The sequence below is a fragment of the Carnobacterium sp. ISL-102 genome (assembly GCF_018612935.1).
Taxonomy (GTDB): domain Bacteria; phylum Bacillota; class Bacilli; order Lactobacillales; family Carnobacteriaceae; genus Carnobacterium_B; species Carnobacterium_B alterfunditum.
The window spans coordinates 360,016-374,160 of sequence record NZ_JAGGRF010000003.1 but is presented as its reverse complement, the minus strand read 5'-3'; the positions used below and the strand labels follow the sequence as shown (position 1 = coordinate 374,160).

Here is a 14,145-nt window from a genome sequence, read left to right as displayed (position 1 = left end):
ATACGAAGTATGTTAAAAAATAATGAAGGACAGTTAGATACCTAATAAATAATTTAGAAGATTATCGGTTAGAAAAAAATAATAATATAAGTGTATTGTGTGAAACAAGTGTAGTATTTCGTATAATTGTGTGAAGAGAAAATTATCATAAATTTTTTTGTTCTACAGATTAGGTGCTAATTTTTAACTGCGAAAGTTGAACTATTTATTATTTTCAATTATAAATATGTAGAATAAATGATGATTTTTTGAGTTGTTATTTAGATTAGATTGGAAATCTGTATATTTATTCACAGAAATGCATTTTAATGGGAAGTAAAACTTGATGCTTAATTTAAACATGTTAAAATTGTACATAAATTTATTTTTATAAAATTAATTTAGGAGGATTTTTAAAATGACAGATGGAAAAACTAACATTAGTACAGCGTCACTAAAAGTGATGGCAGGATGGGGAATAGATACAATTTATGGGATCCCTTCAGGAACTCTAGCCCCTTTAATGGAAGCTTTAGGTGATCAAAAAGAAACAGATATCAAATTCCTTCAAGTAAAACATGAAGAAGTTGGAGCAATGGCAGCCGTAATGCAATGGAAATTTGGAGGAGAATTGGGTGTTTGTGTTGGTTCGGGTGGTCCCGGTGCCTCTCATTTAATCAATGGTCTTTATGACGCAGCGATGGATAATACTCCAGTTTTAGCTATTTTGGGATCTCGCCCTCAAAGAGAATTGAATATGGACGCGTTCCAAGAATTGAACCAAAATCCAATGTTTGATCATATTGCAGTGTACAACCGCCGTGTTGCTTATGCTGAACAATTACCAAAATTGATTGACGACGCGATTCGTACTGCTATTTCTAAACGTGGAGTAGCCGTATTAGAAGTACCTGGTGATTTCGGTTACCATGAAATCGATAACGATGCATTTTACTCATCTGGTCACAGCTACCGTGATTTCGTTTCTTCTGCAATCAACGAAGCAGATATCGATGCAGCAGTTGAAGTATTAAACAATTCTAAACGTGCTGTTATTTATGCAGGTATCGGAACTATGGGACATGGTCCAGCAGTTCAAGAATTATCTCGTAAACTTAAAGCTCCAGTTATTACAACTGGTAAAAACTTTGAAACTTTCGATTACAACTTTGAAGGGTTAACTGGTTCAACATATCGTGTTGGTTGGAAACCAGCTAATGAAGCTGTTAAAGAAGCAGATACCGTTCTTTTCGTTGGTTCAAACTTCCCATTTGCTGAAGTAGAAAACACTTTCGCAAATGTTGAAAACTTCATCCAAATTGATAACAACCCAACAATGCTTGGTAAACGCCATAATGCAGATGTTGCTATTCTTGGAGATGCTGGTGAAGCAGTTCATTCATTACTTGAAAAAGTAGCACCTGTTGCAGAATCTGCTTGGTGGAATGCTAACTTGAAAAATATTCAAAACTGGCGTGACTACATGACCAAGTTGGAAACAAAAGAAAATGGTCCATTACAACTTTATCAAGTATACAATGCTATCAACAAACACGCTGATAAAGATGCAATCTATTCAATTGATGTTGGGAACTCAACTCAAACATCTATTCGTCACTTACACATGACTCCTAAAAATATGTGGAGAACTTCTCCATTGTTTGCTTCTATGGGTATTGCACTTCCTGGTGGTATTGCTGCTAAGAACACATATCCTGATCGTCAAGCTTGGAACTTAATGGGTGATGGTGCGTTCTCTATGAACTACCCAGATGTTGTTACTAACGTACGTTACAACCTACCTGTTATCAATGTAGTGTTCACAAACACTGAATACGGGTTCATCAAGAACAAATACGAAGATACAAACAAAAATACTTTTGGTACTGAATTTACTGATGTAGACTACGCAAAAATTGCAGATGCACAAGGAGCAGTTGGTTTCACAGTAAGACGTATTGAGGATATGGATCAAGTAATGGCTGATGCTGTTAAAGCTTCTAAAGAAGGTAAAACAGTAGTAATCGATGCTAAAATTACAAAAGAACGTCCAATTCCAGTAGAAACATTGAAATTAGACTCTAAATTGTACAGTGCAGAAGAAATTAAAGCTTACAAAGAAAAATATGAAGCTGAAGAATTAGTGCCATTTAGTGAATTCTTAAAAGCTGAAGGTTTAGAATCTAAAGTATCTAAATAATCTTTTTGGATATCACTTAGTTTTTAATAAAAAGGTGAGTCACCATGTTAAAGTGGTGACTCACCTTTTTTTGTTAGGCAGAATTTTGTGAAATAGTTGGGCACTCTTAACAGAGATTTTGATTTTGTATTCAAAAGGAAGAGAGAATGACGTTTTAGCTCCAACTTTGGAAAAAGTAAAAGATTTATGTAAAAAACCAACAAGCAGAAAATTGCTTGTTGGTTTTTTGCTAATAGTTACTTTCCGTGACACTGTTTGTATTTTTTACCGCTACCACACGGACAAGGCTCATTTCGACCAACTTTTTTTACTCGGATAGGTTCTTGCTTTCCTGTTTTCTTATTAGTGAAAGGAACCACATTATTAGGAACGGAGGATATTCTATTATAATTTTTAGTTATTTCTGTTGGTGTATGGCCTTTGTTTGACAATTTGCGCGAATGGTTGTTTAAGTTTAAATAGAGGCAACTAAATTCTTCTATGTCTTTCACGCTATCAAAAACAATGCTAAATTCACTGTTTAGTTCTCCAACTAGTCCTTGCATGTCTAAATCCAATTTAATATAAATCATAATCAGATCCATGATATCTTTAAGTTTTTGTGAATTCAACTTCTTAGCGAAAAATTGACTCGTTTTTTTATATTGAGCAGTTCGCTCGTCAAATTCATGGTGAGCAAAATAGGCAATATCAGCTTTTGTAGGTTGGTAATAATCGTGGTGTGAAGAACTCAATAAGAAGTCAGGTACATCATTTTCATCTAAAAAAGAGTTATCAAAAATATATTCTAAGTTATCTGAAAAACGTAGTCGTTCATTAAACCAAGCTACCCCAATTAATTCAGTCAATAATTCATTAAGGTCTAATGGGTACTGTTTGTTGTGTTGATTCCATACTTTCAAGAAAAAGTCCGTTTCAAAAGCGGCATACAGGTTCATAAAAGCCTCTGCATATCCACGAAGCAGACTTTTTCTTTTATGTTTTTCTTTAAAATCAGGATCATCAATAAAATTTTTCAGCATCTCTTTGGTCTCATTTGGCAGTACGAGGGTATAAGTATCTTCGTAATAAAATAAGAATACCCAGCGAAAATAAATCAAATCAAACAATTCTGGATTTTTGCGAGAGAAAGGAAGGAAATCGATTTCTTTTGGTCCATTCATCAATTCTTTTAAGAGGTGAAGAATTTCTTTGGGTTGATAAGATAATTGACGTTGGCTTTTTAAGGATAATTCTTTGAAAAAATCTTCGGCAATAACGATTTTTTTTTTACTGCGACGCACTTTATACTGAAGTTCATCAGATAGTGCAATCATATCTTCTTTTGAATAAGTTGTTAAGCACTCCGTAAAAGAAAAGACCGGCTTATGCAAAATAATGATATAGCCATATAGATCGTCACGCATTTCTGGAGTAAGTTCTTCTGTCATATAGTCTGTCTCCTTTAGAAAAGTAGTTGTTTATATTAATCATTCAAATTTAAACTAAAAATTATTTCCTTGCACAAAGAACTGAGCGTCTTCGTGGTGGTATTTGATATTGGAATAGTTAAACGGTCGACCATTGCTTAAATAATAGATACTTTCGATAATTAAAGAGGGGGTCATGTGTTTCCAACTGTAAATAGGCTGCCTCTTCTTGGTTTAATTTTCCGATACGCATAAATAAATCTGAAAAACGAATGTTTATTTTTAAGTCATTCGTTAAATAGTTGAAGATAGATTGACTGGCAATTTCATTGTTTAGATAAGGCACGACCGTTTTGAGGTAATAGGATTTTTCTACACAGAACGGACGTGATTCGATGTAACGGACACACGCGCCACTGCCTCTGACTTGGTAAATTACACCATTGGACTCTAAAATTTCCAATGCTTTAATAATAGTATTTTTACCGACATTGTATGTGATTTCTAATTCAGTGAGAGTAAGTAATTTATATCCACGGGTTAAATTATTTTCTTGAATGTAACTATTAATTTTTTTGCGACTTCATGGTACTTGTTCATCACTTTTGCTCCTTTACAGTTAATTATAACATAATTTAAATTGTAAGGGCATTTGTAAAGTGTATGGGTATAATTCATGATGTAATCACAATGATTTAATTATACCTATACAATTAAATGTAAAAAGGAGTAAGAACATGAAAGAGAATAAAAATCGCGATTTAGCTGAGCAGGTCCTGTAAGAAATTGGTGGAGAAAAAAATATATCTAATTCGACTCACTTTGCTAATCGCTTAAGGTTGGTATTAAAAAGAAGACGACGAGATTGTCCAGTCTGTGAATAAACTGCCAAGAGTTATTGATGTAGTTCAAAAAAAACGGACAATTTCAAATCCGTTATTGGAAACAAAGTAGATAAAGTTTACAATGAATTTAGTGAATTAACCGGTGGGGAAGAGAAGAAAGAAGCAACAGGAACTATTGTAACCATTAAAAAATAAGAGGCTATTAAAATGTCTGAATTTCCAAAAAATTTCTTATGGGGCGGAGTGTTAGCAGCCCACTAATTCGAAGGTGGCTGGAATCAAGGTGGTAAAGAGCCAAGTGTCTCTGACGTGATGACAGCTGGTGCAGCGGGTAAACCACGTGAAATTACCAAAACGGTTGAAGAAGGTAAATTTTATCTGAATCACGAAGCCAATGATTTTTACAATCGTTATGAAGAAGATGTAGCATTGTTCACTGAAATGGGATTGAACATTTTACGTACGTCTATCAACTGGACACGTATTTTCTCGAAAGGCGATGAAGCTGAACCAAATGAAGTGAGACTTCATTTTTACAATGATTTATTTGATGGATTATTGAAAAATAGCATTGAGCCGGTCATTACGTTAACTCACTTTGAAATGCCGCTTCACTTAGCACAAACTTATGGTGGATTTAGAAACCGTAAAGTAGTCGATTTCTTCGTTAAATTTGCTGAAGTAGTTTTTGAGCGCTACAAGAATAAAGTGAAATACTGGATAACGCTTAATGAAATAAATAACATGATGGACTATACAAATCCTATTTTCTTATGGACAAACGTTGGGGTTTAAGTTGAAGAAGGTGAAAATGCTAAAGAAGTGATGTACACTGCAGCGCACCATGTCCTACTAGCTAGTGCTCTATCAGTGAAAATTGGCCGTGAAATCAACCCTGATTTCCAAATTGGAGCGATGGTGTCTTATGTACCTGATTATCCGTTAATGGCTAATCCAAAAGATGTAATGTTAGCTGAAGAATCGTTGAATTTACGTTATTTCTTCCCAGTTGTACAAGTACGTGGCTATTATCCAAGCTATACGCTGAAAGAATTTGAGCGCGATGGCTTGACTGTTCCTATTCAAGAGGGTGACGCTGAAATATTAGACTAAGGTAAAGTGGATTATCTAGGTTTCAGCTACTATATGTTTAATGTAGTGGATCATAAAAATGAATAAATCGATGACTAAGCTGCTAATGTTCATGGCAAGATTACTTATCAAGTAGACATTCCATATAAAAAAGCTAGTGACTGGGGTTGGACGATTGATTCTATAGAGTTGAGTTACACGTTGAATCGTTTCTGGAATCGTTATCAACCTCCGCTATCTATTTTGGAAAATGGGTTCGGTGCGATTGATACTGTTGAAGAAGATGGCAGTATTCATGATGAAGCTCGTATTTCTTATTTGTGTGAACCTATCAAACAAACGGGCATCGCAATAGCGGACGACGGTGTTGAACTAATTGGTTATACACCTTAAGGCATCATTGATAGCGTTTCGTTCACTTCTGGAAAAATGAAAAAAAGTTATGGCATGATTTATGTCGACCGTGATAACGAAGGTATTAGAACGATGGAATGCAGTAAGAAAGATTCCTTTGACTGGTATAAAAAAGTCGTTGAATAGAATGGAAAGACCTATAAGATAACTTGTGACCTAAATTGAACTGCTCCTATCAAATAGATAAATAAACATAAAAAAGCCATTCATGATTAGTTATCATGAATGGTTTTTTAGTATTAAGAAATAACTTTCACATCATCTTCGATTTTAAAAGGCTGATCTACATTGATATGATCGTAAAACATAATTCCGTTGATATGATCGATTTCATGTTGAATAACAATTGCTTGATAGTTTTTTAAACGCATTTTATGAGCATTGCCCTCTAAGTCAAAGTAAGTAATTGTGATCCGACTGTGACGAGGGACATAACCTGGGACTTCACGATCAACAGATAAGCAACCCTCTCCTTCAGTTAAACAAGCACTTTGAACAGAATGGCTGATAATTTTTGGGTTGACCATAACAGTACTAATGATTGGTTCGTCGGTTTCTTCTTCGATGCCTGGGATATGAACAGCAATCATGCGCTTTGAAATATCTAATTGCGGCGCTGCAAGGCCGACTCCAGCTCTTAAGTTGTACTCTTCAGCAATTTCTGGGTCTTGGCTATTTTTAAGAAACTGCAGCATATCTTTTCCTAATTGTTTTTCTTCATCACTGATCGGTAAAGTTAGTTCTTTAGCTACCATTCTTAGAGTAGGATGGCCTTCTTTAATAATGTCTTTCATCGTAATCATAAATGTTCACTCCTAATGATATTTCATATAGTAATTTTTTAAATAAGAAAAATTAGTTATCTATTTCTTCTTATTTATTTTATCAGTAAACGCACTAATTTGCACGAGGTATAAAAATACTAAATAAAACTTTTTTTTGCATATAGATTATGAGATAATGGTGAGCATGAAATAGAAAGTAGTTTTAAATCGAAAGTAAATCGAAAGTTTGAGGAGATTAAAATATGGTAGATGCAAAAAATTACATTAATGAGGTCTATGCTAAAGTTTCAAAACGGGACCCAGACCAACCAGAATATTTACAAGCAGTAAAAGAATTTTTTGGGACCATCGAACCAGTCTTCGCAGCACAACCAGAATTAATTGAAAAGAATATATTAGAACGGTTAGTAGAACCAGAAAGAATTATTCAATTTAGAGTTCCGTGGGCAGATGATCAAGGTGCAGTGAATGTAAACCGTGGTTACAGAGTTCAATACAATTCTGCTATAGGACCTTATAAAGGAGGACTACGTTTTCACCCATCAGTTACGCAAAGTATTGTTAAATTTTTAGGATTCGAGCAAATTTTTAAAAATAGTTTGACGGGATTGCCAATTGGTGGCGGTAAAGGCGGTAGCGACTTTGATCCTAAGGGTAAATCCGATGATGAAGTTATGCGTTTTTGCCAAAGCTTCATGACAGAACTGCAACGACACATAGGACCAGATATCGACGTTCCAGCTGGTGATATCGGTGTAGGAGCACGCGAAATCGGATTTTTATTTGGACAATATAAAAAATTAAATGGCTTTCAAGCAGGAATCTTGACTGGAAAACCAATTTTCTTAGGTGGTAGTTTAGCACGAACAGAAGCAACTGGTTATGGACTAGTTTACTTCACTAAAGAAATGTTGGATGATATCGGCAAATCTTTCAAAAATCAAAAAGTAGTTGTTTCTGGGAGCGGAAATGTAGCAATCTATGCGATTGAGAAAGTTCAAGAATTTGGCGGGACCGTTATTGCTTGTTCGGACTCTGATGGCTATATTTACGATGCTGAAGGAATTGATTTAGACATTGTTAAAAAAGTTAAAGAGGTCGGAAGAAGCAGAATTTCAGAATACCTTAATGATCGTCCAAATGCAGTATATGAAACTGGGAGTATCTGGGATTTAGAAAAAAAATATACTATCGCACTTCCATGTGCTACTCAAAATGAAATTAATGGACCAACAGCCCAAAAAATGATTAGCCAAGGAGTATGGGCCGTCGCTGAAGGGGCAAACATGCCATGTAATTTAGAAGCAATTAAAGAATTCCAAAAAGCCGGCATTGTTTATGGACCAGCAAAAGCTGCGAATGCAGGAGGAGTAGCTGTCTCAGCTTTAGAAATGAGTCAAAATAGTCAAAGACTAAATTGGACATTTGAAGAAGTTGATGAAGAATTGAAAAAAATTATGAAAAACATCTATAAAGAAATAAGAGATACAGCTAAGTCATATGATTTAAATGGTGATTTTGTAGCAGGAGCTAATATTGCTGGTTTCACAAAAGTTGCAAAAGCTATGATGAGTCAAGGCGTTATTTAAGATTAAAAAGAGAATCCATTGATTTGGGTTCTCTTTTTTAGTTTTTTTAAAAACAACATTGTTTTTATCAGTCGTATTTTGCTTTTTTATAAAATAAAAATGTGATTTTAGGAAGAAAAAGACAAAAAAAGTAAAAGTCAGCTAATTCTAATCAAAAAATAATTTTTTTGTGAAATAAATCTTATTCAAAAAAAAGAAAACACATTTATTTTAAAGTAGTACAGTTTTTAATAAATTATATAACAGTTAAAGAAAGAGAAATAGAGTTTTTTCACAAAAAAAAATTATAAAAAAAAGTGCTATATAACAAAGAATTTTTAAAATAGTTAGTGAATAACTTCACTTTCAGGAACGCCGTCATAGATAAAAATAGGGTGAATTTAAGTACGTTAGTTGCTTTTAAAAGGATTGGTGCAGAGTTTACTTGCATCTAATTTGAAAGCGTGTTAAATTTAGAGTGTAAAAAATTCTGAGTAATACAGTTTTAGAGGTGTACAAAACAGAATTTTAAAAAAACAATATGGTTATAGAGAGAGGAATGGGTTATACATGGTTAACAAAAAACAACCAGTAGATTTTGAAGCATTGTTAAGCACCATTGATGCGGCTTTCCCAATGGTACAAATCTTAGATAAGGACGGTAAAGTTGTAAACAAAGACATCATGCCTGATTTATCTGACGATCAACTAGTTGAAATAATGGAAAAAATGGTTTGGTCTAGAATTTTACATGAACGTTCAATGGCTTTAGCTCGTCAAGGACGCTTAGGTTTCTACGCTCCAACAGCTGGACAAGAAGCTTCTCAATTAGCTAGTCATTATGCATTCGTAAAAGAAGATGTATTATTACCAGGATACCGTGATATTCCTCAACTTATCCAACACGGATTGCCAGTTTCAAAAGCATTTTTATGGTCTCGTGGGCATTCTTTAGGGAATGAATACCCTGAAGATTTAAATGCTTTACCACCGCAAATCATCATTGGTGCTCAAATCATCCAAGCAATGGGTGTGGGTATTGGTTTGAAAAAACGTGGCAAACAAAACGTAGCATTCACTTATACTGGTGATGGCGGTTCATCTCAAGGAGATTTCTACGAAGGATTGAACTATGCTGGTGCTTACAAAGCTCCTGTAGTATTTTTTATTCAAAATAATGGCTATGCGATCTCAACACCTCGCCATAAACAAACAGCTGCTACAACATTAGCTCAAAAAGCTGTTGCTGCAGGAATTCCAGGGATTCAAGTAGATGGTATGGATGCTTTAGCTGTGTATGCTGTTACTAAACAAGCAAGAGATTGGGCAGTAGCTGGAAACGGTCCTGTATTAATTGAAACGATCACTTCTCGTTTTGGGCCTCACTCTACATCAGGGGATGATCCAACACGTTACCGTGACCAAGAAAGTTTTGATTATTGGGAACAACGTGATCCGTTGATTCGTTACCGTAATTTCTTAACTGAAAAAGGCATATGGTCAGAAGAAAAAGAAAATCAATTAATTGAAAAAACTAAAGAAGAAATTAAAGCATCTGTTACAGAAGCAGATCAAGCACCAAAACAAAAAGTTTCCGATTTCTTGAAAAATATGTACGAAACACCAACTCAAGTTATCGCTGAACAAATTGCAACTTTCGAAGCAAAGGAGAGTAAATAAACATGGCACAAAAAACAATGATCGAAGCGATTACCCAAGCGCTTGACCAAGAAATGGAACGTGATCAAGATATTTTGATTTTCGGTGAAGATGTAGGTAAAAATGGCGGTGTATTCCGTGCAACTGCTGGTCTTCAAGAAAAATACGGCGAAGAACGTGTTTCAGATACACCCCTTGCTGAATCAGGTATTGGTGGATTAGCTATTGGGCTTGCTCTACAAGGTTTCCGTCCTGTTCCAGAAATTCAGTTTATTGGATTCTTATTTGAAGTATTAGACTCAATCGTAGGACAAGCAGCACGTACTCGTTACCGTATGAGCAGTACTCGTAACATGCCTATTACTATTCGCACACCATTTGGTGGTGGCGTTCATACTCCTGAAATGCACTCAGATAACCTTGAAGGTCTACTTACTCAATCTCCAGGTATCAAAGTAGTAGTTCCATCAAACCCATATGATGCAAAGGGCTTATTGACCTCTGCTTTACGCGACAATGATCCAGTTGTCTTCATGGAACACATGAAACTATATCGTTCATTCCGTGATGAAGTTCCGGAAGAATCTTACACTATTCCTCTTGGAAAAGCAGCTATCACTCGCGAAGGTAAAGATGTTTCAGTTATCACTTATGGAGCTATGGTTCGCGAAGCAATCAAAGCAGCTGACGAACTTGAAAAAGAAGGAATCTCTGTTGAAATTGTTGACTTAAGAACTATTTCTCCTTTAGATATTGAAACAATTATAGCTTCTGTTGAAAAAACTGGGCGTGTTGTAGTTGTTCAAGAAGCACAACGTCAAGCTGGTGTTGGGGCTATGGTTATGTCAGAAATCTCTGAACGTGCTATCCTTTCATTAAAAGCTCCAATCGGGCGTGTTGCTGCACCAGATACAGTTTTCCCATTTGGTTTAGCAGAAACTTCTTGGTTGCCAAATGCAACTGATATTGCTGAAAAAGTAAAAGCAACTTATAATTTCTAATCTATTCAAAGTGAAATAGCAAATACAATGATTTTACAAAAATTATTGTATTTGTTTCTTCTTATTGTGTTAAAAACTGAGAACCATTTCCAGAAAGAATAGCTAATTAAAGAAGGGAAGATATAAAAAATGGCATTTAAATTTAAATTACCAGATGTTGGCGAAGGCATGGCAGAAGGCGAAATCGTAAAATGGTTAGTGGCTGAAGGCGATACAGTTGAAGAAGAAGATTCAATCGTAGAAATCCAAAACGACAAATCTGTAGAAGAAATTGCAACACCTGTTTCAGGAACAATCAAAAAGATCATGGTTGAAGAAGGAACCGTAGCAACAGTTGGACAAGTTATCGTCGAAATCGATGCTCCAGGACATGAAGAGGATGAAGAAGAAGAATCAATTCCAGTTACTTCACCAGCAGCTCCAGCAGCGGCAACTCCTGCAACGCCAAAAGCTTCATCAGGAACTTCTTTCTATGAATTCAAAATGCCAGATGTTGGCGAAGGAATGGCAGAAGGCGAAATCGTAAAATGGTTAGTAGCTGAAGGCGATACAGTTAATGAAGAAGATTCTGTTGCAGAAATTCAAAACGATAAATCTGTAGAAGAAATTGCAACACCTGTTTCAGGAACAATCAAAAAAATATTAGTTGAAGAAGGAACAGTTGCTTTGGTAGGTCAAGCATTATTAGAAATTGACTCTCCAGAACATAACGCTGAAAGTGCAGCACCCGTTGCTGAACCAACAGCAGCTCCAACGGCTCCAACAGCACCCACAGCAGTCGGTTCTACTGTAGCGCCTGTTTCAAACGAAAATGTTCTAGCAATGCCATCAGTTCGCCAATTTGCTCGTGAAAACGATGTAGATATTACTCAAGTTGTTGCAACTGGAAAAAATGGTCGTACAACAAAAGAAGATATTGAAAACTTCATGAGTACTGGCGGAAAAGTACCCGCAGCTGCACCAACTGAAATAGTATCTGAAGCTAAAGCTAAGGCTCCAGCAGCTAAGAAAGAAGCGGCACCAGCTAAAGCGTTCAAATCTAATCAAGCTGAACTTGAAACTCGTGAAGCAATGACTCCAATGCGTAAAGCTATCGCTAAAGCAATGGTGAACAGCAAAGCAACCGCTCCACATGTGACTTTGTTTGATGAAGTAGATTCAACTAAATTGATGGCTCACCGTAAACACTTCAAAGATATTGCAGCTAGCAAAGGTGTTAAATTAACATTCTTGCCGTATGTTGTTAAAGCTATCGTTTCAGTGTTGCGTAAATATCCTGCAATGAATGCTTCAATTGACGATTCAACTAACGAAGTTGTTTACAAACATTACTTCAACATTGGTATTGCTACAGATACTGATCGCGGATTATTCGTACCAGTTATCAAAGATGCTGATGCTAAGAGTATTTTCTCTATTGCTGGTGAAATTACTGAACTTTCCGGCAAAGCTACAGAAGGTAAGTTAGCACCTAATGAAATGAGCAATGGTTCAATCTCAATCAGTAATATCGGTTCAATCGGTGGCGGCTGGTTCACTCCAGTAATCAACTATCCTGAAGTTGCTATTTTAGGTGTTGGTCGTATCGCTAAAAAAGCAATTGTTAATGCAGATGACGAAATTGTTGTAGCACCAGTTATGCAACTGTCATTAAGTTTTGACCACCGTATCATTGATGGAGCAACTGCACAAAAAGCAATGAACGAATTAAAAGCATTGCTTGCTGATCCAGAATTATTATTAATGGAAGGGTAAGGTGGATTTAAAATGGTAGTAGGAGATTTCGCAATAGAGTTAGACACAGTTGTTATCGGTTCTGGTCCAGGAGGATATGTAGCAGCCATTCGCGCTGCCCAAATGGGACAAAAAGTAGCAATCATAGAAAAAGAATATATAGGTGGAGTTTGTTTAAACGTTGGATGTATTCCTTCGAAAGCATTAATCAGTGCTGGTCACCACTATCAAGAAGCTTTGGATTCATCTGTTTTCGGAGTAACCGCTGAAAATGTAGTTTTAGATTTTGCTAAAACTCAAGAATGGAAAAACAATAAAGTCGTATCAACTCTAACAAAGGGTGTTGAAGGCCTATTGAAAAAAAATAAAGTAGAGATTCTTCGTGGTGAAGCTTACTTCAATGATGAACATACTTTACGTGTAATGACTGAAACAGCTGCACAAACGTATTCATTTAACAATGCAATCGTTGCAACTGGTAGCCGTCCTATCGAAATTAAAGGATTTAAATTTGGTAAACGTGTAATTGACTCAACTGGTGGATTAGCTTTACCAGAGGTTCCCAAAAAACTTATTGTTGTTGGTGGCGGTTATATCGGAAGTGAATTAGCTGGAGCTTACGCAAACTTAGGAGCTGAAGTAACAATTCTTGAATTTGCACCATCTATTTTACCAACATTTGAAAAAGATATGGTCAAATTAGTAAAAGATAACTTTGAAAAGAAAAATGTTACGATCGAAAACGGTGCTATGGCTAAACAAGCTGTTGAAACTGAAAACGGCGTTTCTGTCACTTATGAAGTTAAAGGCGAAGAAAAGACAATTGAAGCTGATTATGTAATGGTAACAGTTGGTCGTCGTCCAAATACTGATGAAATGGGCTTGGAATTAGCTGGTATTGAACTTAATGACCGTGGTTTAGTTAAAGTTGATGCACAAGGTCGTACAAATGTTAAAAACATTTATGCAATCGGAGATATTACTCCAGGAGCAGCTTTAGCTCATAAAGCTAGCTATGAAGCAAAAATTGCTGCAGAAGCAATTTCTGGTAAAAAAGTAGCAATCGATTATAGAGCTATGCCTGCTGTTGCATTTACAGATCCTGAATTAGCTGTTGTAGGGTTAACAGCTGCAGATGCTAAAGAAAAAGGATTAGATGTAAAAACATCTAAATTCCCATTAGCTGGAAATGGTCGCGCATTGTCATTAAATGCTACAGAAGGTTTTGTTCGCTTAGTTACAACTAAAGCTGATGGTGTTCTTGTAGGAGCACAAATCGCTGGTGTTAGTGCTAGTGATGTTATTGCTGAACTTGCTTTGGCAGTTGAATCTGGAATGGTTGCAGAAGATATTGCTTCAACTATTCATGCTCACCCATCTTTAGCTGAAGTTTCTATGGATGCTGCTGAGTTAGCATTAGGTTTACCAATTCATATGTAATAAAAAAAGCTACGCTATT

8 protein-coding genes and 2 pseudogenes are annotated in these 14,145 nt (G+C 35.8%); 7 read left to right on the top strand and 3 right to left on the bottom strand.

Going from position 1 to position 14,145, the window contains the following annotated elements:
• Nucleotides 1–397 precede the first annotated feature (397 nt).
• Nucleotides 398–2,179 carry a pyruvate oxidase gene (gene spxB, locus J7E16_RS03355; protein ID WP_214888633.1) on the top strand — a complete coding sequence of 594 codons (1,782 nt, stop codon included), beginning with the start codon at nucleotides 398–400 and terminating at the stop codon, nucleotides 2,177–2,179.
• Between the two features lie 236 nt (nucleotides 2,180–2,415).
• Here the strand turns inward: spxB and J7E16_RS11610 are convergent.
• Nucleotides 2,416–2,514, bottom strand: a pseudogene (locus J7E16_RS11610) (SEC-C metal-binding domain-containing protein); the annotation flags it as partial.
• 1,213 nt (nucleotides 2,515–3,727) lie between these two features.
• The gene (locus tag J7E16_RS11395) at nucleotides 3,728–4,051 is read right to left on the bottom strand and encodes a UTRA domain-containing protein (RefSeq protein ID WP_251006038.1); all 324 of its coding nucleotides are present in this window, start codon (nucleotides 4,049–4,051) and stop codon (nucleotides 3,728–3,730) included.
• Between the two features lie 589 nt (nucleotides 4,052–4,640).
• On the opposite strand from J7E16_RS11395, the pseudogene J7E16_RS03335 reads away from it, so the two are divergent.
• Nucleotides 4,641–6,065, top strand: a pseudogene (locus J7E16_RS03335) (6-phospho-beta-glucosidase).
• Between the two features lie 113 nt (nucleotides 6,066–6,178).
• Here J7E16_RS03335 and def read toward each other — a convergent pair.
• Nucleotides 6,179–6,742 carry a peptide deformylase gene (def, locus tag J7E16_RS03330; RefSeq protein WP_214888629.1) on the bottom strand — a complete coding sequence of 188 codons (564 nt, stop codon included), beginning with the start codon at nucleotides 6,740–6,742 and terminating at the stop codon, nucleotides 6,179–6,181.
• 224 nt (nucleotides 6,743–6,966) lie between these two features.
• Between def and gdhA the strand changes: the two genes are divergently transcribed.
• From gdhA to lpdA, 5 genes are all read left to right on the top strand, one after another.
• Nucleotides 6,967–8,313 (top strand): NADP-specific glutamate dehydrogenase, encoded by a 1,347-nt coding sequence (gene gdhA, locus J7E16_RS03325; RefSeq protein ID WP_214888626.1) that lies wholly within the window; start codon nucleotides 6,967–6,969, stop codon nucleotides 8,311–8,313.
• Between the two features lie 549 nt (nucleotides 8,314–8,862).
• Nucleotides 8,863–9,972, top strand: a complete 1,110-nt coding sequence (gene pdhA, locus J7E16_RS03320) for a pyruvate dehydrogenase (acetyl-transferring) E1 component subunit alpha (protein WP_214888624.1) — start codon at nucleotides 8,863–8,865, stop codon at nucleotides 9,970–9,972.
• 2 nt (nucleotides 9,973–9,974) lie between these two features.
• Nucleotides 9,975–10,952 (top strand): alpha-ketoacid dehydrogenase subunit beta, encoded by a 978-nt coding sequence (locus J7E16_RS03315; RefSeq protein WP_214888622.1) that lies wholly within the window; start codon nucleotides 9,975–9,977, stop codon nucleotides 10,950–10,952.
• A gap of 129 nt (nucleotides 10,953–11,081) precedes the next feature.
• Nucleotides 11,082–12,707 carry a 2-oxo acid dehydrogenase subunit E2 gene (locus J7E16_RS03310; protein ID WP_214888620.1) on the top strand — a complete coding sequence of 542 codons (1,626 nt, stop codon included), beginning with the start codon at nucleotides 11,082–11,084 and terminating at the stop codon, nucleotides 12,705–12,707.
• A gap of 12 nt (nucleotides 12,708–12,719) precedes the next feature.
• Nucleotides 12,720–14,126 carry a dihydrolipoyl dehydrogenase gene (gene lpdA / locus J7E16_RS03305; RefSeq protein WP_214888619.1) on the top strand — a complete coding sequence of 469 codons (1,407 nt, stop codon included), beginning with the start codon at nucleotides 12,720–12,722 and terminating at the stop codon, nucleotides 14,124–14,126.
• The last annotated feature ends 19 nt before the right edge of the window (nucleotides 14,127–14,145 follow it).

Coding starts and splice junctions, on each gene's coding strand:
- spxB (WP_214888633.1), top strand. CDS start 398: ATGACAGATGGAAAAACTAACATTAGTACAGCGTCACTAAAAGTGATG.
- def (WP_214888629.1), bottom strand. CDS start 6,742: ATGATTACGATGAAAGACATTATTAAAGAAGGCCATCCTACTCTAAGA.
- gdhA (WP_214888626.1), top strand. CDS start 6,967: ATGGTAGATGCAAAAAATTACATTAATGAGGTCTATGCTAAAGTTTCA.
- pdhA (WP_214888624.1), top strand. CDS start 8,863: ATGGTTAACAAAAAACAACCAGTAGATTTTGAAGCATTGTTAAGCACC.
- J7E16_RS03315 (WP_214888622.1), top strand. CDS start 9,975: ATGGCACAAAAAACAATGATCGAAGCGATTACCCAAGCGCTTGACCAA.
- J7E16_RS03310 (WP_214888620.1), top strand. CDS start 11,082: ATGGCATTTAAATTTAAATTACCAGATGTTGGCGAAGGCATGGCAGAA.
- lpdA (WP_214888619.1), top strand. CDS start 12,720: ATGGTAGTAGGAGATTTCGCAATAGAGTTAGACACAGTTGTTATCGGT.